General features: G+C 58.9%; 23 protein-coding genes. 20 read left to right on the plus strand and 3 right to left on the minus strand.

Annotation, left to right across the window (positions count from 1 at the left end):
- From ABIL25_06185 to ABIL25_06275, 19 genes are all read left to right on the plus strand, one after another.
- A partial coding sequence (locus ABIL25_06185) for a DUF5131 family protein (protein MEO0081863.1) occupies positions 1-671 on the plus strand: 671 nt, incomplete at its 5' end.
- Complete coding sequence (locus ABIL25_06190; GenBank protein MEO0081864.1) at positions 658-1662, plus strand: family 43 glycosylhydrolase; 1005 nt, start codon at positions 658-660, stop codon at positions 1660-1662. The genes ABIL25_06185 and ABIL25_06190, both read left to right, overlap by 14 nt.
- Positions 1663-1784: 122 nt before the next feature.
- A complete protein-coding gene (locus ABIL25_06195; protein ID MEO0081865.1) occupies positions 1785-2351 on the plus strand; it encodes a flavodoxin family protein in 567 nt (188 codons plus the stop codon).
- 9 nt (positions 2352-2360) lie between these two features.
- Complete coding sequence (locus tag ABIL25_06200) at positions 2361-4691, plus strand: TonB-dependent receptor (GenBank protein ID MEO0081866.1); 2331 nt, start codon at positions 2361-2363, stop codon at positions 4689-4691.
- Positions 4692-4694: 3 nt separating this feature from the next.
- Positions 4695-5531, plus strand: a complete 837-nt coding sequence (locus ABIL25_06205) for a DUF4249 family protein (GenBank protein MEO0081867.1) — start codon at positions 4695-4697, stop codon at positions 5529-5531.
- A 290-nt stretch (positions 5532-5821) separates the two neighbouring features.
- Positions 5822-6028, plus strand: coding sequence for a hypothetical protein (locus tag ABIL25_06210; protein MEO0081868.1), 207 nt, complete (start codon positions 5822-5824; stop codon positions 6026-6028).
- 36 nt (positions 6029-6064) lie between these two features.
- Entirely contained in the window at positions 6065-6709 is a 645-nt protein-coding gene (locus tag ABIL25_06215; protein MEO0081869.1) for a hypothetical protein, read from the plus strand.
- On the plus strand, positions 6706-7266 hold the full coding sequence (locus ABIL25_06220; protein MEO0081870.1) for a TlpA disulfide reductase family protein: 561 nt from the start codon (positions 6706-6708) through the stop codon (positions 7264-7266). Before ABIL25_06215 ends, ABIL25_06220 begins: the two co-directional genes overlap by 4 nt.
- Positions 7244-8824 carry a DUF6029 family protein gene (locus ABIL25_06225; protein ID MEO0081871.1) on the plus strand — a complete coding sequence of 527 codons (1581 nt, stop codon included), beginning with the start codon at positions 7244-7246 and terminating at the stop codon, positions 8822-8824. The genes ABIL25_06220 and ABIL25_06225 overlap by 23 nt, the downstream gene beginning before the upstream one ends.
- 68 nt (positions 8825-8892) lie before the next feature.
- A complete protein-coding gene (locus tag ABIL25_06230; GenBank protein MEO0081872.1) occupies positions 8893-9033 on the plus strand; it encodes a hypothetical protein in 141 nt (46 codons plus the stop codon).
- Positions 9034-9077: 44 nt separating this feature from the next.
- On the plus strand, positions 9078-10340 hold the full coding sequence (locus ABIL25_06235; GenBank protein ID MEO0081873.1) for a 4Fe-4S binding protein: 1263 nt from the start codon (positions 9078-9080) through the stop codon (positions 10338-10340).
- Positions 10295-11278, plus strand: coding sequence for a lipoyl synthase (gene lipA, locus ABIL25_06240; GenBank protein MEO0081874.1), 984 nt, complete (start codon positions 10295-10297; stop codon positions 11276-11278). Before ABIL25_06235 ends, lipA begins: the two co-directional genes overlap by 46 nt.
- Positions 11275-12642: an MFS transporter gene (locus tag ABIL25_06245; protein MEO0081875.1), complete on the plus strand. Its 1368-nt coding sequence runs from the start codon at positions 11275-11277 to the stop codon at positions 12640-12642. Before lipA ends, ABIL25_06245 begins: the two co-directional genes overlap by 4 nt.
- 100 nt (positions 12643-12742) lie before the next feature.
- Positions 12743-13021 (plus strand): 50S ribosomal protein L27, encoded by a 279-nt coding sequence (rpmA, locus tag ABIL25_06250; protein MEO0081876.1) that lies wholly within the window; start codon positions 12743-12745, stop codon positions 13019-13021.
- 106 nt (positions 13022-13127) lie between these two features.
- Positions 13128-13784 (plus strand): MBL fold metallo-hydrolase, encoded by a 657-nt coding sequence (locus tag ABIL25_06255; protein ID MEO0081877.1) that lies wholly within the window; start codon positions 13128-13130, stop codon positions 13782-13784.
- Positions 13785-13793: 9 nt separating this feature from the next.
- Positions 13794-14636 (plus strand): fumarate hydratase, encoded by an 843-nt coding sequence (locus ABIL25_06260; GenBank protein MEO0081878.1) that lies wholly within the window; start codon positions 13794-13796, stop codon positions 14634-14636.
- 7 nt (positions 14637-14643) lie between these two features.
- Positions 14644-15195, plus strand: a complete 552-nt coding sequence (locus tag ABIL25_06265; GenBank protein ID MEO0081879.1) for a Fe-S-containing hydro-lyase — start codon at positions 14644-14646, stop codon at positions 15193-15195.
- Between the two features lie 6 nt (positions 15196-15201).
- Positions 15202-15939 (plus strand): 4Fe-4S dicluster domain-containing protein, encoded by a 738-nt coding sequence (locus tag ABIL25_06270; GenBank protein ID MEO0081880.1) that lies wholly within the window; start codon positions 15202-15204, stop codon positions 15937-15939.
- 106 nt (positions 15940-16045) lie between these two features.
- Positions 16046-17701 carry an FAD-dependent oxidoreductase gene (locus tag ABIL25_06275; protein MEO0081881.1) on the plus strand — a complete coding sequence of 552 codons (1656 nt, stop codon included), beginning with the start codon at positions 16046-16048 and terminating at the stop codon, positions 17699-17701.
- A gap of 409 nt (positions 17702-18110) precedes the next feature.
- On the opposite strand, the gene ABIL25_06280 is transcribed toward ABIL25_06275, so the two are convergent.
- The 3 genes from ABIL25_06280 to ABIL25_06290 all read right to left on the minus strand — a co-directional run bounded on the left by ABIL25_06280 (position 18111) and on the right by ABIL25_06290 (position 19831).
- Positions 18111-18500 (minus strand): SPFH domain-containing protein, encoded by a 390-nt coding sequence (locus ABIL25_06280; GenBank protein MEO0081882.1) that lies wholly within the window; start codon positions 18498-18500, stop codon positions 18111-18113.
- A gap of 110 nt (positions 18501-18610) precedes the next feature.
- Positions 18611-19588 carry a transposase family protein gene (locus ABIL25_06285; protein MEO0081883.1) on the minus strand — a complete coding sequence of 326 codons (978 nt, stop codon included), beginning with the start codon at positions 19586-19588 and terminating at the stop codon, positions 18611-18613.
- Positions 19589-19621: 33 nt separating this feature from the next.
- Positions 19622-19831: a hypothetical protein gene (locus ABIL25_06290; GenBank protein ID MEO0081884.1), complete on the minus strand. Its 210-nt coding sequence runs from the start codon at positions 19829-19831 to the stop codon at positions 19622-19624.
- A gap of 205 nt (positions 19832-20036) precedes the next feature.
- Here ABIL25_06290 and ABIL25_06295 point away from each other — a divergent pair.
- The coding region (locus ABIL25_06295) for a DUF5131 family protein (GenBank protein MEO0081885.1) at positions 20037-20146 on the plus strand (110 nt) is incomplete at its 3' end.

Raw genomic sequence — 20146 nt, forward strand, 5'->3', positions numbered from 1 at the left:
TTCACGAGCAGGAACTGCTTACTCCCCAAGGCTGGCGCAAGCCGCGGCTAGTCTTCCTCTGCTCGATGGGTGATTTGTTTCATCCCGAAGTGCCGGCAGATTTCATCAGGCGTGTCTTCCAGGTGATGAAACAGTGTCCTCAGCACCAGTTCCAGGTGCTGACCAAGCGCAGCCGGCGGCTCAGGACGTTGGCAAAGTTCCTGCCCTGGCCGGACAATGTCTGGATGGGTGTAACGGTCGAGAATGCGCGTGTGACGGGTCGCGTGGCAGACCTTCAAGAGACGCCGGCGCGAGTGAAGTTTCTGTCCTGTGAACCGCTGCTTGGGGACATTCCCAAACTGCCGCTTGCGGGCATCAACTGGGTGATTGTCGGCGGCGAATCCGGACCTAGTGCACGCGTGATGCGGAGAACGTGGGTTGAGTCGGTCAGACGGCAGTGCGAACGTGCCAACGTTGCATTCTGCTTCAAGCAGTGGGGCGGGACGCGCAAGTATGCCAGCGGCAGGCTGCTTGACGGTCACATGTACGACGACATGCCTGATATTCGTCTGCCTGCGGTATTGAATACTAGACAGTGCGAGCTGCCGCTGGGCGACGAGGCACAAGGCCAGGGGGCGAACTTCGGTGACAGAATGAGAGTTGCGGCCGTCAAGCTCATTGTTCCCGATTAGTCTTGGTCCGACATATGTTCCGGCCGAAGCGCTGGCAGCGCTTTGTGGTTGTTCCTGCCCGAGTCCGCGTCGGCTGGCCCGGCTCGAGCCCGGCACGGTCCTGTTCTGCGACCGTAATCCGCTGCTTCCTGGCCTAGGTTTCTGCGACCCGCATGCCCGGCTGGCGCCAGACGGCAGATTGCTAATCTATGCAACCCACGATGCATCACCCACGAATACTGACTATACGATGAACGACTGGTGGGTCTGGTCAACGCGTGACCTGGCTCACTGGACATTCGAAGGTGCACTCCGGCCCGAACAGACCGCTATCGGCGCGCTTTCTTCGTCCTGCTGGGCAACCGATGCCCTACTGACGGCTGGCGGCACCTGGTGGTATCTTTCGGACGGCCCGCGGCGCATCCGCGTGATGCACGGCGCAAGCCCGACCGGACCTTGGCGCGATGGCAGCAGGCGACCGTTGGTCGCCGAGTCAGACCTGGCCGGCCAGTCGCGTGACCCGGCGGTTTTCGCCGACCAGGACGGCTCGGAATGGCTCTTGTTCGGCACCTGGGACTTCTATCTTGGCCGGCTTGGTTCGGACCGTGTTTCATTCACCGAGCCGCCACGCAGGATCGAGATAGTCAACCCGCAGGGCCCCTATGGCCCGGGTCGAACCGACGACAAGCCTTTTCTGCACTACCGAGCTGGCTGGTACTATCTGACTTGGGGCTGTTTTTCGGCTCGTTCGCACTCATTACTTGGCCCGTATGACTGTGACGGTCCATTCTTCGACCCCGCACTTGCCGAAGCATCATTCGCCCGCGTCAAGGAGTTCCGTCTCGATCGGCACGGCTCCTTCTTCGACTTTGATGGCCGCCACTACTTCATCGCCAACGATTTCAGCCGGACCGGGGCCAGCCCGTTTTTCCGCGATAGCGTAATTGTACCGATTGAGTACCGAACTGACGGCGTAATAGCGCCCGCGGCAGTCCGCACGTCTTGGCGTTAGCCGTTGGAGTCAGCCGCAGCATAATAGGATGCCGGACTGTAGGACTGCGAGCAGAATCCGGGGTTGCCGGCATTGCACCGGCGAACGGACAGGATAGAATGACCGTCTGATAAGGAGTAGCGATGAAGCGAATACTCGTGATCGAAGGCAGTCCGCGTAAGGGCAATACCGCAGCTGTGACCGACTGGGTGCTTGCCGGTCTCGGTGGCGACATGGCGGTTGAACGCATCCGTGCGGCCGAACTGGACATCCATCCATGCCGGGAGTGTCTCAGATGCACAAAGACAAGCAGTGGGGCTAGGTGTGGGCAGGACGATGACATGGTCAAGGTGTACGATAAGCTCGTTGATTCAGACCTCACCATTTTCACTACCCCGGTATTCTGCTGGGGCCCGACTGCTCAGCTTAAGACCGTGCTCGACCGCTGCTTTGCCTTGTTCTCGGGCGAAAACATTCTCAAGGGGGCGAAATGGGCACTGGTCATCACTGCGGGCGGAGACCACTATGACGGCGCCGAGCTCGTTGTCACGATGTTCAAACACCTGTGCCGGTTCGTCGGTATTGAATATTTGGGTCAGCACGTGGTCGCACCGTGCCCGGACCGCAGAAGGTTGAAGCAGAGCCGGCTGCTTGCAAGACAGGCGAAGGAGTTCGGCCGGGGTCTCAGGGAGGCGTTGGTAAGCAGGTAGGAAGCCAGGGTGCGTAACCGGGAGCTCAAGAGCCGGGAGTCAAGGGAGAAGGTGCAAGGTGCTGGGCAAGCTGTAGTCCTGGCGCTTACGGTCTGGCAGTTGGCCGCTGGTCTTGCGCTGAGTGCTGATTTCGGAGCGGTGAACGGTTTTGTCCGCGATGCGACGAGCGGTGAGCCTCTGAACTATGCCAACGTCTATCTCGAGGGTACCGAGCTTGGCGCCGCCACGAACCACAAGGGTTACTACTTCATTGGCAGCGTGCCGCCAGCCGAGTACGAGGTCGTCGCTTCGTTCGTCGGTTACACCTCGGTCAGAAGAAAAGTTCAGGTTCAGGCCGGTCAGACAGTTTCGGTGAATATCGAGCTGAAGCCGGGTGCGGTTGAGCTGGGCGAAGTGAAGGTTACGGCCGAGCGGGCGCGGTTCGAGCGTGAGATCGAGGTGTCGGTTACGCGCCTGGAAACCAGGCAGCTCGCACTCGCCCCACGGGTCGGCAGCGAGCAGGACCTGTTCCGGACCGTCCAGCTTCTACCCGGGGTAGTTACGACCTCGGATTTCTCGAACCGGCTCTACATTCGCGGCGGGTCACCGGACCAGAACCTCATCCTGCTCGATGGTATCAGTGTGTACAACCCCTCGCACCTATTCGGTCTTTTCTCGCCGTTCATCACCGACGCGGTCTCGGATGTGACGCTGCTTGCCGGCGGGTTTCCGGCGAAGTACGGCGGCCGGCTCAGTTCGGTTCTCGATGTGACTACAAAGGAGGGCAACTCCCGGCGTTACACCGGGACCGGCTCGGTCTCAATGATTGCGGCCCAGGCGCAGGCCGAGGGGCCGCTGCCTTTAGGCCAAATGACCGATTCGACTTCGCGCCGCAGTTCTTTTCTTGTGGCCGGACGGCGTACTTACCTGCCGGAACTGCTGCTCGCCGCCTTTGATGTCCGCGGGCTCGGATACTACTTCTACGACGCCGTGGCCAAGGTGAACCATGACTTCGCTGCGGACTCGCGACTGACCGTGTCCGGCCTTGCGGCCGAAGACGTACTTTCGTTCTGGGACCCGGATAACCGCTCATCCCTGGACTCAAGGATGCGCTGGGGCAACCGCGGTGTGTCGGCCCGGTGGAACCGGGTGTTCACACCGGTGCTGTACGGGGAGGTTATGGCAGCCTGTAGCAACTTCTATTCACGGTTTGACGTGTCCTTGGGCGAGGGTCAGCATGCCCAGCTTTCGACCGACCTTACTGACCTGACGCTCAAGTCCGACTTGACCTGGTACCTTGCCGACCGGCACACCCTTGACCTTGGTCTGGACGCAAAGTATGTTGGAGTGCGCGCCGGCTTTTCCTACGACACCCTGACCGTGGTTCCCCGTGACACGCTTGTGCCAGTTGCGGTCTACGCGGACGAAAAATGGGAGCTGGTACCGGAACGACTGTTTGTCAAGTCCGGGCTGCGCCTGGCGTATGAGTCCAAGGGCAGCCGGTTCGAGCCGGAGCCGCGCATCGGCATCAAGTACCGGCCGGCCGAGAACACCGCTTTCTCGGCCGCGGCCGGCCGGTTCTGCCAGCCGATGATAACCCTAAACTCGACTGACGTGGTACTCTCGATCTACGATGTGTGGCTGCCGGTCCCGCGTGGCCGACGGCTGCCTTCGGCGCTGCATTTCGTCGCCGGGGTTGAGCACTGGCTGGCCCGGAACGTGATTGCCGAGTGCGAGGCCTACTACAAGGACTACGCCGACCTGCTTGAGGTTCGCTACGGCAGTTTCTTTACTCGGCCTGAATCGCTGCTTTCCGCGGACGGCTACTCCTGGGGCCTGGACCTGTCCCTGCGCCGGACCGAAGGACGAATCAACGGCTGGGTCAACTACTCGTTTATGTGGACCCGGCGCAGCATCGGCAAGGAAGTCTATCATCCCCATTACGACCGCCGGCACAGTGCGAACGTGGTAGTCAACCTGCCGGCATTCGTCTGGGGCGCAGACCTTTCAGCCCGCTGGACCTTGGGCACCGGGTTGCCCTATGCCGGCGCACTGGGCTATTATCCCCAGTACGTCTATATTCCACAGGAACACCGCACGCGGCGAGAATGGAAGTACATCGAAGGCACGCGCGATGCGTTTCGCTACCCTGTGTATCACCGGCTCGATGCAAGTTTGACCAGAACCTGGCACAAACACTGGGGTGAGATATCGCTGTTCTTTGACGTCGCCAATCTGTACAACGCCGCAAATGTCCTCATCTACTACTGGGATTACGAAGCCGAAGGCCAGCCGCCGAAGAGAAAACAGGTCGAGATGCTGCCCATCTTGCCAACGCTGGGCGTGAAAGCGAGGTTCTGAGTTATGCGCTGCGCCGGAATCCGAAAGGAAGCAGGTCAAGCCATTGGCAACTGGGGCCTGGTCAGTGCCCTACTGCTCCTTGTGTGCTCCTGTGACCGGCCGTTGTCCGAGCAGTTCGTACCAAGACTTGCCGTACACGGCCTGCTTGTTGCCGGCCCGCCGGCCCGGCCCGGGGTCTATGTAAACCGCACCTACGCAATCACCGAGCCCTTTGAACGGGATTTCTCCGGCGCCGAGGTGCTCATCTGGCGCGCTCAGGACACCTGGCGTTTGGATGAACGCGACACGAGCTACTATTACTCAACGGCAGAACTTGAAGCCAGGCCGTTTGATGAGTTCAGACTCCGGGTGACAAAACCTGGGCTGGACACGCTATACTCGCGTACCGTGGTGCCAGACCGGTTCTCGATATTGTACCCGACCCACGGCGACACCGTAGGAGTCGGCGATTCGCTGGTCTGGACCAGAAGCCGGTTCTGCAAGGGTTACTACATGGTACTCAAAGAAGAGACGCGCGAAGATACACTCTACGCCGCAATTCCGATTCCAAACGAATCACTGCCTGGAATGCCGTACGACACCGCGGTTGCTCGCATCCCAATGTTCTTCCTGAACCGGGAAAACGCAGGCCCCTTCACCCTGCATCTTTTGGCCTGCGATACCAATTACTATGACTGGATCGAGGCTCTGGCAAGGAACCGGCCAGGCAGCGACTCGGCCCATGTAACGGGCGGTGTCGGTGTATTCGGCTCCGTGGTCCAATGCTCGGTCCGGGTCTTTGTCCGCCGCGATACGAGCGCGATACAGCCTACCGGTTGCGCCCTGCTGGATCGGCAGTAGAGCTCAGCCCACCCGGACGGGACGTGAGTCGGAGGTGCGTATCGATCTTACCCAGAACCATGGTCAAGCCCAACGAACGGAACCGGCAGTCCGTGCCGGCAGGTAGTGATGCTTTTGGGAACGGCGTCCGGACAAGCCGGTCCGCGCTGTCCCATACGTTGACCGTTTTCCCTGACGCGAGAGAGCTACAATATGCGCATCGGCAATCCGAAACAGAGCCGCGACCACAAATTGCATGCCAGTGTCGGGTTTGCTTGACACTTTGGGGTGGACTTCTATGATTACCTGGCATGCCGAGCGTTAGACGCACGAAATCCATGCTGGCCAGTTCTGAACGCAGAATTCAGAACTCGGCATTCTTTTGCAATGCACGGTTGTGGCCGATTGTCTTGCTCGTCGGTATTGCAGTACTAATACTTTCCTGTTCGGACGCGCCCCTGATAACACGGCAGGGCAATCGGGTCGCACTGGTCGAGCTCTTCACCCAGAGCGGTTGAGCGTATTGCGGGCTCGCGGAGCGGGCCCTGGACAGTTTGGAACTGAAATACGGTGATTCACTGGCGGTTGTTTACTATTTTCAGAACCGGGCGCTGGAGATTCCAGCTGGCGCAGGTCGGGGCCGCTGGTACTACGGGTATCAGCAGTGGCCGTGGGCGATATTCGGTGGACGGTCAGGAGCGCAGGTGACCGACCCTGATTCATTCTACTCGTCGTATGATGCGCAGATTACTCGTTGCCGGGCAGATTCGACACCGATAGAGATGTGGCTGGATTCGACCGGTACGGTCGTCGCACCGCCAAACGTACGGGTGCGGGTAGTGGTGAATCCAACCGATTCGGTAGTAAACAGTATGCGGAATCTTGCGCTCGTTGCCGTGGTATATGAAGACAGTGTGCCCTACGAGCAGTTACCAGGCGACACCGTCCACGTCCGGTTTGTGGCACGCGCGGTGGTTGGTGATACGTGGGGAATACCGCTCAGCCTACGGCTCGGACAGGAGTTCGATACGACCCTTGCGGTGACGCTCGGACAATGGCGGACCGGGTATCTTGGCGTCGCCGCATTCGTGCAGGACACCGCAAACAAGGAAGTGTTGCAGGCGGTGGTCAGACGCAGGATAGCGAACAGTGAAACGGTGAAGGGGCAAGAAGCAGGACCGTCAGGAGGTGTTCAATGAGAAACTTGAAGACCGGAGCGCTTATTATGGCCGTGACTGCGCTCGTTTTTCTGGCTGCGGGGCCGACGGAGAAGGAAAAGGAATACGAGGAAGCCCCAAGTTTCACGCTCAAAGACGTAACCGGCAAAGCGGTGACACTTGAAAGCCTGCTCGTGAAGGGACCGGTGTATATGGAGTGCTGGGACTTGCCGTGCGTGAACTGTATTGCCGAGCTCGACGCGCTGGTGCCCGTTTACGACTCACTCAAAGACCGGGGTCTTCAGATAGTTGCGCTGTCGGTGGACAAACCGGCCGACGAGGCCCGAGTCAAGGCGTTTGTGAAGACAAAGAAGTGGCCCTATATCTGTCTTTTGGACCAGCAGCAGGAGGTAAAGTCGGCGTACGGCATCATCATCAAACCGACCGCTTATCTCATCAATACCGAAGGTAAGATTGTCTATACCCACATTGGGTATAAGAAGGGCGACGAGAAGCGCATCAAAGAAGAGTTCCTTAAATGGCTGCCCGAGAAGCCGGTTGAGAAGGATACGTCAGGTGCCAAGAAGAAGGACGACTAGAAACATCGGGAGCCAGGAGCCAGAAGCCAAAAATCAGAAGTCAAGACCGGTGCTGCTGCTCTGTGTGCTGTGCGCCGTATTATGCGTTCTGAGCTCGCGTGCCGCGGAGTTCACCATCCAGGGCGTGAACCGGGCCGAGTTCTGGGCGTTTCAAGAGAACTGGGCGACCCAGATCGAGGACAAACTTGACCTTGTCCTGCGTTACGGGGACTTGCGCGGCCAGCTTGGCCTTTTCCTGTATGATCCGTCAAGGCCCTGGGATGCAGTGCGCAAGCCACTACGGCTTGCAGACTTCACCGCGGCCTATAGTCCGAGACAGCTTGAGATTCTCTACGGCAAATTTTTTCAGACCTTTGGTAAGGGGCTGACTCTGCGGGCGTACAATGACGAGGAGTTCAGGCACTACAAGAGTCTGCACGGCTTGCGCGGTAGCTTCCAGTTGCCGGTTTCGACCGAACTAGTGGCGTTCGGTGCCAGGCTGCGGGACGTGTTCTTTCAAGAAAACGCTTACAAGATAATGAACGCTGCCGATACATCTGACCAGGTGCTCGGTGCAGATTTGTCGTCCCAGCCGATCGTCTGGCAGGGTTCGGACTGGACCAGGGGCAATTTCGGATTCGGTGGCCGGTACGTACGGATAAACCGCAGCGCCGACCCGACGGCCAAGGCATTCACTGAACTTTTCGGCGGCAACACCTCGACCGCGGTCGGCCCGGTCGAGCTGTACGGCGAAGCGTGCTGGCGACTCGGCACGAGACCTGGTATCGGCGGGAGAGATCGGGGTTTTGGCTACTACGGCAGTGCTACTCTATTGCTTGCCGGGTACTCCATCATCGGACAGATAATGGACTACGACAAGCTCGGGTTTCCGACCGGAGTGTATCACTACAACGACCCGCCGACACCGATACTATCCGGCGTGGCGCTGGACCGGGGCATTGACGAGCGGGGGTTTGGTCTGACCGTAAACGGTTCGCCGTTGACCCAGCTTTACTTCGAAGGCAACTACGGCCGGCTGTTCCGGCACGACGATTCAAGCGCCGGAGTGCTGGAATGGCAGGGCAAGGCGCGCTATTCGTTCGGGTCTGACTGGACGTTTGAGGGATCGTTCGATCACATGCTGCAGAAGAACGTGGAGCTTGGTACCTATGAACGTACTGTGGACAAGCCGGTCGCACACGTGAACTACCTCTGGGGTCAGCACACGTTCGGGCTGGAGGCCGAGTACGCATTCGTGCGCGAGCGGCCGAGCGACACGACTCAAGCAGCCGGACCCTACCCGTGGAAGTACCACGAGAGCGCAATTGCACTCAGCTACGGGCATAGCGAGGCCCTGCAGTTCACGCTTGGCTGGCAACGGGTGGACAAGAAGCTGGCCAAGCGGTACAACGACGAGACATCGTGGCCAATACTCGAGGCAGTCTGGAATGTGACTCAGCGTAACATGCTTCGAATCCGACTCGGCGCGGAGCGGGGAGGATATACCTGTTCGGGCGGAGTGTGCCGGTTTGAGGCGCCGTTCCGAGGACTGAAAGTACAGTTCATCTCCAGATTCTGATCGAATGAACTGCCCAAAGATGTCAAGCAGTCCAACTACGGACAAACGTGGATAAGACTAGGGAAACCATGAGAGCATGCAGGGGCAAGGCTGACGTAAACCGTCGAATCGGGTTTATCGTATTGGCACTTGCCGGAGTCGCTGCGGTTATAGCTGGCATCAAGCTCGGGGATCCCGAAACAATTCACCGGTTTGCGGCTCAGATATGACTATCCTGCATGGGGCTCGTGTAGCCCTGATGCGGAAGTGACAGATGCGGAAACGTAGGATCGCGCCGTTCCGGATAGCCCAGATAGTATCCACTGTTCTTTTGAACGCCTACATTCTGGCTTATCTCCAGAACAAGATATTATACCAAGGATTCTTCAAGCACATACCAGAGCCAGTTCTGAACTGCTACGGCGGGCCCCTGGCCGTATTCGCCTGCCCCTTGGGTTCGATGCAGCAGATGATCGGAATGAAGACGGTGCCGTGGCTGGTTATCGGAGTATTTGTTGTCATCGGCGCCTTCGTGGGCCGGGCCGCGTGCGCCTGGATGTGTCCGTTCGGGTTGTGGCAGGACCTACTGTACAAGGTCAAGGCCGGGTCCCGGGCTGGCGCAAAACGTTGGGTTGCGGTCGGAGTCATAGGCGGCATCGGCATTCTCGGTATCGCCCTGCTCGTGACATTCCTCCACGTTGTCTGGTGGCGGCCTTTGGTGTATGGGTGGGTGCCCTTCATGGCGCTGGTGCTTTTCGTGATGCTTCGGGGCAAGCTTGATATCCCGCAATACCTGCACGTCGGCGGCTTTGTCGCCGGCGTTGGGCTTGGTGCGTTCGTCTGGCTTAAGTACGGTGCTGGGTTCGGCGTGGTCGCCGGCGTGGCCGGAATGGTTGCTATCGGACTACTGGGCCGCTGGTACGGAGCAATAGTTGCGGCCCTGGCCGGGTTCCTTCTGGCCCGGTTCGGGCCCGATTTTGCTGTCGGCCCACTTTCGGGTGCGACGCTGGGCATCGTACTTGCTGCGGTCAGTGCCGGGCTCGTTTTAGTTCTCGACGTTTTCGCCGGACTGCGGCTGCCGTCAACGTTTCTCAAGTACGGCTTTTTTGTACTCGTGGCCGGGGTGGCTTCGTATTTGACAGTTGAGCCATGGTTCTGCAAGCTGTGCCCCCAGGGTACGCTTGGCGCCGGCATACCGCTTGTCCTCTGGGACCCAGTAAACGCCCTGCGCGGACTTGTCGGCTGGCTGTATTGGGTCAAGGTCGGAATCCTGCTTCTGGTCGTGGCTGCGGCCATCGCCATCAAGCGACCGTTCTGCCGGCTGGTCTGTCCGATTGGCGCAATCTACGGCGTGTTCAACAAAGTTAGCCTGCTGCGTCTGCGCCTGGAATCGGCGAAATGCACCCGTTGCGGGCTGTGCCGCAAGGTGTGCCCGATGAATATCGAGCCGCTTGACGAGCAGAATCAGCTTGAGTGCATCCGGTGTTTCGAATGCGTCTGGCGCTGTCCAAAGAGCGGTTTACGCATCACCGTCTAGAGGCTACACTTCCCGCCGAGATGAGAAAACCGGACTGGCTCAGAACAAGGCTCGCGACCGGGCCCGAATTCGAGAAACTGAACCAGCGGCTGCGGCGCTTGGAGCTGAAAACAGTCTGCACGCAGGCCCGGTGTCCGAATCTCGCCGACTGCTGGGGTCGTGGAACCGCGACGTTCATGATTCTCGGCAATGTCTGCACCCGACGCTGCCGGTTCTGCTCGGTCGCGACCGGGAATCCACACGGCGCAGTTGACAGGACCGAGCCCCAGCGAGTGGCCGCGGCGGTAGCCGAACTTGGCCTACGCTACGTAGTCCTCACATCGGTAAACCGGGACGACCTTGAAGACTGTGGTGCGGGCGCATTCGCACTGACCATCAACGCCTGTCGGACTTGTCCAACAGGTCGAATCGGACCAACGTGTGAGCCTCCCGGCATCGAGGTGCTCACACCGGACTTTGGCGGCCGGGAGGCGCTGATTCATCAGGTGGTCGAGGCCGGGCCGGACGTGTTCGGACACAATATCGAGACAGTCGAACGGCTGAGTCCGGTGGTACGCGACGCCCGGGCATCGTACCGGCGTTCGCTTGGAGTGTTGGCGCTGGCGAAAAAGCTGGCACCAGCGAAGATGGTGAAGAGCGGGTTGATGGTCGGGCTGGGCGAGACTGACGCCGAAGTTGAGCAGGCGATGCGTGACCTGCTTACGGCCGGGTGCGACATCATTACCATTGGCCAGTACCTTCAGCCAAACCACCGATGCCTGCCAGTCCGGCGCTATGTCGAGCCGGCGCGATTCTCCGAATGGCAGGAGCAGGCGCTGGCGCTTGGTTTCAGTTCGGCGTACTGCGGTCCTTTGGTACGAAGCTCATTTCACGCGGAAGAAGTTTTGCGTGGGACGGGGCTAAACCATCTCGGCTTCAAGTTTCCAGAAAGACCGTGAGCAGTCTGACCGAGCAGCAGATAGCGCGCGGGCTTCGGGTGTCGGTCATCGAGGGTTCATTTGCAACACTCTATGCAACTCTGGCTGGTGGGATGTTTCTCACCGGCCTTGCACTCTACCTTGGGGCAAATTCGTTCCACATCGCGCTGATTACTGCAATTCCAGCGCTCGTGACCGGGTTCGGTTTTTCGGCCGGGTATCTCGTGCGCCGGGTCGGCTCGCGCAAGAAACTTGTTATCGTCACTGCGGGAATCGGCCGGGCGGTCTATGCGGTACTCGTGCCGTTCCTCTTGCTGCGGATGCGCGTCGGGCTCGGACTCTTCTTCGCAGTCGTCGCGGTTTCGAGCATCCTAATGACAATGGCCGGTACAATCTGGACTTCATGGATGAGCGACTTTGTTCCGGAAGACCGGAGGGGCCGGTTCTTTGGTACGCGGAACGCGATTCTCGGTATCATCGGTGTCACGGCTGCCTATGCGGCGGGCCGTGGCATGGACGGACTTAAGGCTGCCGGACTCGAGCCGCTCGGATACGGCATCGCCTTTGGACTGGCGGTGGTGTTCGGACTGGGCTCGACCATCGGTCTGTTCCAGCAACCTGAGCCGAAGCTTGAGCCCAGGCCGGCTTCGGGTCTGCGTGAGCTTCTGTTCGGCCCGCTGCGCGAGCCGCAGTTCCGTCGGCTCACTGTCTTCCTCGCAGTTTGGTTTCTCACCGGCACGCTTGCCTCGCCGTTCTACATCGTGCACTTGCTGAAAAACCTGCGCTTTCCCTTCGCAGCCATCGGCGTGTATTCGATTCTCGGTGGTATGACCGGAATGGTATTTCAGCTCGTCTGGGGTCGGCTCATTGACCGTTTCGGCGCACGGCCGGTAACGGTGCTCAACTTCGGGGTAGTCGGTGTGATGCCCCTGCTCTGGCTGTTTGCGACTCCGAGTTTCCGGCTGCCGATATGGCTGGACGGGCTGTGTAACGGCATCATCTGGTCCGGCGCGAGTCTCGGACTGTGGAATCTGCTACTGGAACTTGCGGACAATCCGGCCCGCAAGGAGAGCTATTTCGCTATCTACACGGTCGTAACTGGACTGTGCGCGTTCCTGGCGTCGCTTCTGTCCGGAGTCATTGCCCAGTCTCTACACGGTTTCCGGGTTGTGGTGTTCGGACAGGAGTTTGTGAACTACGATGTGCTCTTTCTCGCCGCCGGGGTGGCGCGGTTTGCTTGCCTGCCCCTACTGGTACGGGTCCAAGAGCCGGGCAGTCAGTCGGTCCCGCATACTGCCCGTGTGCTCTCAACTTGGGCGCTCTGGCGTATCAACTCGGGCAAGGATGCGCTCCTCGAAGCACTCGGGCTTCGAAATCGCGAGTGATAGTGGATCCCGGTGGCGATTTGACTGACCGGCCGGGCGGGATATAATCACCGTCCGCATGGAAGAGAAGATCAGGATTGAAGTTTAGGAGAAAGGACTTATGGCACACAAGAAAGGCGGCGGTACAGCAAAGAACGGCCGAGATTCTGCCGGCCAGCGCCTGGGCGTGAAGTGCTTTGGTTCCCAAGTGGTGCGCTGCGGTAACATCCTGGTGCGACAGCGCGGCACCAGGTTTCTGCCCGGCGTGAACGTCCGGCGGGCCAAGGACGACACGCTGTTTGCAGCTGCGGATGGCGTGGTCCGGTTTGATTTCGTGTCGAAGAACAAGAAACGCATTTCAGTAGTTTCAGGAGAAACGAGCTGCATACGACAGCACTAGTGAGACAAACCGTCCGGACCGAATTTCCGGTGGTGCCTGTACCGCCGGTCCCGGTGTGCCTTGTGTCGCAGCATCCGGGTTGGTCCGACAAGGGGAGGAGAAGAAGGTGAAGGTGAAATGGTTCGGTCACGCGGCGTTTCTTCTTGTCGCATCCGACGGCACGAAGATTATCGCTGATCCGTACATTCCTGGATGCTTTGATAATGCACTGTGCTATGGTCAGATTTCTGAAACAGCCGACGCGGTAACGGAAAGCCACGATCATGATGACCACGCCGGAGGCCGGATGCTGCCCGGACGCCCACCGGTACTGCGGGGCGCGGGCGAACATCAGGTCAAGTCCATCACCATCACCGGTCTTGATACTGCGCACGATGACGCGGCCGGAGCAAAGCGCGGCCGCAACACGGTGTTCCTTTATTGCATTGATGGTCTGAAGATTGTACATCTTGGGGACCTTGGTGAACCCCTGCCCGCGGCGGTTAGCTCAGCCATAGGACAGGTTGATGTGCTCCTGGTACCGGTCGGCGGCTATTTTACGATTGACGCGACCCAGGCTCACAAGACAGCAGAAGCGCTCGGTGCACGTATCATCATTCCCATGCACTACCGGACCGGAAAATGCAGCTTTCAGATTCAGCCAGTTGACCAATTTCTTCAGGGCCGGGTCGGGGTCCGACGCTTCGGTACGAGCGAAGTAGAAATAACCAAGGACAAGCTGCCTGCAGCGCCGGAGATTTGGGTGCTGCACCATGCTCTTTGAGGAACCGGCGTGAAGGAAATTGCATTTGAGCAGGTCCGAGACACGGTGGCGAAACTGTGCATTGATGCCAATTGTGTGCTGGGCGATGACATGGTGCAGGCTTTCAGGCGGGCCTTGAATCAGGAGGAGTCCCCGACCGGGAAGGACATCCTGAACCAGTGTCTTGCGAACCAGGAAATTGCCCGGACTGAGATGATGCCGATATGCCAGGATACTGGCTGGGCCGTAGTCTGGGTTGAGATCGGCTCTGGGGTCAGGATTGCCGGCGGCGAGCTCGCTGACGCCATCCGCGAGGGCGTAGCCAAAGGTTATAAGGAAGGTTATCTGCGAAAGTCCATTGTTGCCGACCCGCTGCGGCGCAAGAACACCGGTGACAACACGCCACCGATAATCTACACCGACATCGTACCGGGTGAGAGACTGAAGATTACGGTCCAGCCCAAGGGCGGAGGCTCCGAGAACATGAGCGAGGTGAAGATGCTCTCGGCTGCGGACGGCGAAGAGGGCATCAAGCGTTTCGTGGTGGACCGGGTGGCGCGGTCCAAGGCCAATCCATGCCCGCCGGTCATTGTCGGCGTAGGTATTGGCGGTACTTTTGAGAAGTGTGCGATGCTTGCCAAGCACGCGCTGCTGCGTGAGATCGGCTCGGTTCACCCGGACCCATTCTATGCGGCGATGGAAAATGATATCCTGGAGCGGGTGAACAACCTCGGCATCGGCCCCCAGGGTCTGGGCGGCCGGGTGACTGCCTTGGCGGTATTCATCGAGGCGTTTCCGTGTCACATCGCAACGATGCCCTGCGCAGTGAACATCAATTGTCACGCGGCGCGGCACAAGTCCGTGGTGCTGTAAGATAGAGATGGCCAAGCGAATCACTACACCACTCACCGAGGAGACGGTGTGCAAGCTCGTGGCCGGTGACACGGTGCTTATTTCAGGTACCATCTACACTGGCCGAGACTTGGCGCATAAGAAACTGACCGATGCACTGAAAGCTGGTGAACAACTGCCCTTCGACCTTGCCGGTGCGGTGATTTACTACGTCGGGCCGTCGCCGGCCAAACCGGGCAAGCCCATTGGTTCGGCCGGACCGACTACGTCGTACCGTATGGACGTATATTCACCGTTGCTCATCGAACATGGACTGCGCGGCATGATCGGCAAGGGCAACAGGACCCAGCCGGTGCTTGACGCGATAGTAAGATACCATGCGGTTTACTTTGCCGCGGTCGGCGGTGCAGCAGCGCTTATCTCGCGAAGCATTAAGCAGGCCAAGGTTATTGCCTACCCGGAGCTTGGGCCCGAGTCCGTGCAGGAGCTTGTGGTCGAAGACTTCCCCGCAGTGGTTGTGAACGACATCTACGGCGCTGACCTGTACGAGCAGGGCGTGGCCAAGTACAGAAAAGGATGACCCCCGATGACTAATCAGCCAGCGAAGCCTAAGGACCAAAACCAGAACTCCTTTGATTCCTCAAGCCTGGTTACCATCTACGTGATGGGTAAGGCATACCAGGTGCCGAAGAATCTAACCATCATGAAGGCGATGGAGTACGCCGGTTATCAGTTTATCCGCGGCTGCGGATGCCGGGGCGGCTTCTGCGGTGCGTGCGGCACGGTGTACCGCACCAAGGATTCCTACAAGATAAAGGTCGGGCTTGCGTGCCAGACAGTTATTGAAAACGACATGTACTTAACCCAGATTCCTTTCTTCCCGGCGAATAAAGCGACCTATGACGTAGCGAAGCTCGAGCCTACAACCCAGACCCTGGTCAGACACTATCCGGAAATCATGCGCTGTATCTCGTGCAACTCCTGTACCAAGATATGCCCGCAGGAGATTGACGTGATGGGCTACGTCAATGCGGCGATTCGGGGTGACTGTGAGCGGGTTGCAGACCTGTCCTTCGACTGCATCATGTGTGGGCTCTGCGCGAGCCGGTGCCCGGCGGAAATTGTACAGTACAACGTGGCGCTGCTGGCGCGTAGGATAGTTGGCGCGAAAATCAGACCCCGCGCACCACACCTCCGAGACCGACTTCGCGAACTGGAGACTGGTGAGTGTCTGCCGGCGGTCGAAGAACTCACCAGGCTTGGCGAGCAGGAACTTAGTGAGCGGTACTACGACAAGAAAGTCCGGGACATTGAACCGGAGTAGGAAGTGAAGCAGCGCGCAAACCAACATGAATGCAGGCAGACTCGTGTCACCGAACCGCTGGGCGCTGTATGCTGGGTTCTGACGTCCATGCTTTTGGGAGGTTGCGGTGTATCCTGACAGTATGCGCGAATCCATCCGACGGATGGAGGCGACCCGTGAAGCGCGAATGAAGCAGACATTCCCAATGCGGACTGCGGAAGAGAAAAAGGAACTGCTTCGGAGATTCCACCCGGACTACATCGAGGAGTCAATGCGCAAGCTGGCGGTAGGCCCGAATCAGGGTGAGCGGACGCCGAATGAGCTCGCTGATGTGCTGGAGGCGTGGCCGGTGTTCGATGAGACGAGCATTGACCTTAGTCAGGTTGAGCAGGACGTAGATGTGCTTATCATCGGCGGCGGTGGTGCGGGTGCCGCGGCCGCTCTGACAGCGCAGGCTGCCGGTGCGAGAGTACTTCTGGTGACCAAACTCAGGACCGGCGATGCCAATACGATGATGGCTCAGGGGGGTATTCAGGCCGCTGACAAGCCGAATGATTCACCGGCCCGGCACTATCTGGACGTTCTCGGTGGTGGGCATTTTAAGAACATTCCATCCCTTGCCCGGGCACTGGTCCTGGATGCGCCCGGCGTCATCGCTTGGCTTGAAGAGCTGGGAGTGATGTTCGACAAGCAGAAAGACGGCACGATGATTACGATTCATGGTGGCGGTACCTCGCGCAAGCGGATGCATGCGTGCCGGGATTACACCGGTGCAGAAATCATGCGCGTGCTGCGTGACGAACTCGTCAATCGCAACGTGTCGCGGGTCGAGTTCGCGGCAGCGGTTGAACTGTTGACCGACGGTAGAGGAACGGTAACCGGCGCGGTATTCGTGAACCTTGAGACCGGGCAGAAATGGATAGCGCGGGCAAAGACGGTCATACTTGCCACCGGTGGATGTGGCCGGTTGCACATTCAGGGATTCCCCTGTACTAACCACTACGGCGCAACCGCGGACGGACTAGTCCTTGCCTATCGGGCCGGCGCGAAACTGATCTTCATGGATACTATACAGTACCACCCGACCGGGGTGGCCTATCCCGAACAGATTGTCGGGCTGCTCATCACCGAGAAGGTACGTGGGTTGGGCGCACAACTGGTCAACGATCAGGGCAATCGGTTCATTTACGAGCTTGAGAGCCGTGATATCACTGCCTCCGCCATCATCAGAGAATGCCGTGAAGGTCGCGGCGTCAGAACACCGACCGGCGTCTTCGGTGTATGGCTCGACTCGCCGCTCATCGAGATGCTCAAGGGTGAAGGCGCGGTGAAGGCGTCGCTGCCGGCAATGTACCACCAGTTTGCCCGCTACGGAATTTTCATGGACCGTGAGCCGGTGCTCACCTATCCGACCCAGCACTACCAGAACGGTGGTATTCTGATCGATGAGGACGGACTTTCCGGGGTCGGGAATCTGTATGCCGCAGGAGAAGTCTCGGGCGGAATCCACGGCCGCAATCGGCTGATGGGAAACTCTCTCCTCGACATTCTCGTGTTTGGACGACGGGCTGGCAAGGCTGCCGCCGAAGCGGCCAAGGCCACAAAGGCTGTTCCTGAACTCTCCTTGAAGCACGTCGCGGCATTCAAGCGGGAACTTGCGGCAGCAAAGGTGCCGCGTTCTCGCAAGTCGCCGATGATACTTCCGGACTACCGCCAACCGGCAATGCGTGGCCGCTACTCATTCCTGGGTCCTGACCCGGAGTGCGTGCTTCCGGCCGACTGAAGAACTTCACGGACAGAAAACCAATCCCGTCAGGGAAGCGTAGGACAATCCTTCTCATCTGTCCGTAGCGGTGTTCAATCGGCGAACAGCTCGCAGCGACACTGAAAGATACTAGACACACTGCCGAACCACACAAAGGAGTGGGCACCGAAGTCCTCAGTCGGCTTCAGCGCCAGTTTAGTTGGTGCGGCCAGAGGAGCTTTAGCTATTTGATGTTCAGCATCGGGATGCGCTTCTGGTCGAAAGGTGTTATTACGAAAGTGTTATTCTGCGAGTGGGCTACGCTCTTGAGCATCTTGACATAGCACCAGGTGAGATAACTGTTCGTCAGGCTGCCGGCAATGCCCCGGTTTGTCTTGGCGATGCTTTTGGCTTCGACCGCCTTGCGCTCAGCTTCTTTGCGTTCCTTCTAGACATCCTTGTGGGTGTTCTGCTTCTCGGCCAGTTTCTGCTCGATGGCGGTCATGATGACGTCGGGAAGCTTGACCCGGCGCAGAAATACACGCTCGCGTTTGATACCTTTGTCCGCGAACGCTTCGTCCAGAAGTGAGTCAACCGCTGCAATGTAAGCAGTACGGCTGCCCGCTGAGTATAGTTCGGCTGCGGCAAAATGCGAAGCCGCATCGCGCAGGGCGGTGCGGATGGATGGCCGTACGATTTTCTCGGTGTAGTCTGGACCGATGTTCTGGTACACCCAGCTCCGCCTTTGCCACATCGAGCTGGCACCAGGCTGTGACGTCCGAAACGACTGTGAGACCTCCGAGGCAGGGGCTTCAATTGCATCGTCGCCCTTCACCACACCTTCTTCCTTGACCGGGCTTGATCGAGGAGGCCTCTCGCTGCACCGGATTATGCCCCACTTTCGTCATGATTTGGACCTGCCCTAAACAGGTTCTGCAGTGACTGTAGTCATGCAACCTCCTGAGTCGGCACACCACTAGCATATTTGCCCCTGTGCCCAGCATCAAGTCGGCGCTCAGCCCGCCGTAGGTCATAAAGCAGGCGCAGAAGGTCGGTTCCAGCCAGCAACCGCTCCAGCTTCTCTCGGTAACGCTTGGCCAGTTCGGGTCTGGCCAAGAGGCGCTGCAGCGGCGTATCCACGTTGTAGCGCTTGCCGACCCGCGGCCCCACCCTTTCCTTTGCCACCAGCTTCATCGAGGGCATGAACAGGTTGCGCTTGAGGGCTATCAGCCGGTCCAGCCGCGCCAGCGCCAAGTTCTCTTGCTTCGTGTCATACCGCCGGTAGCCAGCGTAGCTACGCACCAGCGCCCAGTTCTTGCTTTCCACGTAAGGCGAGTCGTTCTTCTGGTACGCCCGGGACCTGGTGAAGGGCAGTTTCTGTTCCTCGGCAAACGCCGCCAGCGCCTGGTTGATAAACTCGCTGCCATTGTCCGAACGGATGGCAGTAGGCTGAAAGGACAGCGAGCGGAAGATGCTCTTCATCGCCAGCAGCATCCAGATGTGAGCCTTGTTGCGTAGTAGCCGCAACTCGGTCCAGCCGGTGATTATCTCGGTGACTACCAGCGTATAGGCAAACTCACCGCAAGGGCTCTGCCCTCCGTGACTTACCAGGTCTATCTCCAAATACCCGAGCTGCTTCTTGGGTTTGTCATGGCAGGTCTCGACCGGGATGCGTTTCTTGAGCCAGGAGGCAAAGGGGTTGGACTTGTAGCGGCGTTTGGCCAGCAGCTCGGCTTGGACCGGTCGGAGCAGGCGGTCGACTGTGGACGGACTGATAGTCTTGAGTTTATCTTTGACCTCGGCTGATGCCTTCCGGAGCTTGGGATGACAGAAGAGCCGCTGATGGTTGAGGCGGATGAAGTGAGCGAGGTGGATCGAGGATGGGTAGCGGGCAAGCTGCCAGAGGAAGAGCCGGTAGCACAGCACATCCGGGCCGTAGCGTTGCTTGCGGCCGCGGCGCTAAGGGAGTGAGCAGGTGGGGTCTGCGATGATAGTAATGCTCGTTGGGGTAGCGATGTTCCTGCCGGCGTTGCAGAGCATGAAGCTGAGATACTTCCGGCCAAGACGTGTGAGGTGTGTCAGCTTGTTTAGCAGCGTGGGCTTGGTCTTCTTTCTTGTGGTCCGATACTTGGGGGCATTGGCAGAGACGATGGACTTCTTAGCGGTCACGGTGTAGAGTCCTTCTGGGTATTGTGGCTACCATTGGGTGTTCTCCTTTCGGTCAGACCTGAAGAATGCCCTTGGTACCCTGCTTTTTCAAGCCCAAACAGACCTGAATCCATACCGACGAAACAACCCTGCTTCGGGTAGATATTTATGACGAAAATCGCCGGCTTGCGCGGGCCAGCCGAGTTGTTACACTAGAAATGGTACGATGATACTGAATTCCGGTGTTGCGTGGACTGAGACAACGTGGAACCCGGTGACAGGGTGTTCGCATATCAGTGCTGGTTGTGCCCATTGCTATGCCGAGCGGCTCGCGCT

It is taken from the genome of candidate division WOR-3 bacterium, from assembly GCA_039801365.1.
Lineage (GTDB): Bacteria > Hydrothermota > Tepidihabitantia > Tepidihabitantales > Tepidihabitantaceae > JBDRUN01.

Bases quoted from the DNA above. Each gene is read 5' to 3' on its own strand.
- ABIL25_06235 (MEO0081873.1), top strand. From the start codon at position 9,078: ATGCGGAAACGTAGGATCGCGCCGTTCCGGATAGCCCAGATAGTATCC.
- ABIL25_06265 (MEO0081879.1), top strand. From the start codon at position 14,644: ATGGCCAAGCGAATCACTACACCACTCACCGAGGAGACGGTGTGCAAG.
- ABIL25_06230 (MEO0081872.1), top strand. From the start codon at position 8,893: ATGAGAGCATGCAGGGGCAAGGCTGACGTAAACCGTCGAATCGGGTTT.
- ABIL25_06205 (MEO0081867.1), top strand. From the start codon at position 4,695: ATGCGCTGCGCCGGAATCCGAAAGGAAGCAGGTCAAGCCATTGGCAAC.
- lipA (MEO0081874.1), top strand. From the start codon at position 10,295: ATGCGTCTGGCGCTGTCCAAAGAGCGGTTTACGCATCACCGTCTAGAG.
- ABIL25_06195 (MEO0081865.1), top strand. From the start codon at position 1,785: ATGAAGCGAATACTCGTGATCGAAGGCAGTCCGCGTAAGGGCAATACC.
- rpmA (MEO0081876.1), top strand. From the start codon at position 12,743: ATGGCACACAAGAAAGGCGGCGGTACAGCAAAGAACGGCCGAGATTCT.
- ABIL25_06270 (MEO0081880.1), top strand. From the start codon at position 15,202: ATGACTAATCAGCCAGCGAAGCCTAAGGACCAAAACCAGAACTCCTTT.
- ABIL25_06210 (MEO0081868.1), top strand. From the start codon at position 5,822: ATGCCGAGCGTTAGACGCACGAAATCCATGCTGGCCAGTTCTGAACGC.
- ABIL25_06220 (MEO0081870.1), top strand. From the start codon at position 6,706: ATGAGAAACTTGAAGACCGGAGCGCTTATTATGGCCGTGACTGCGCTC.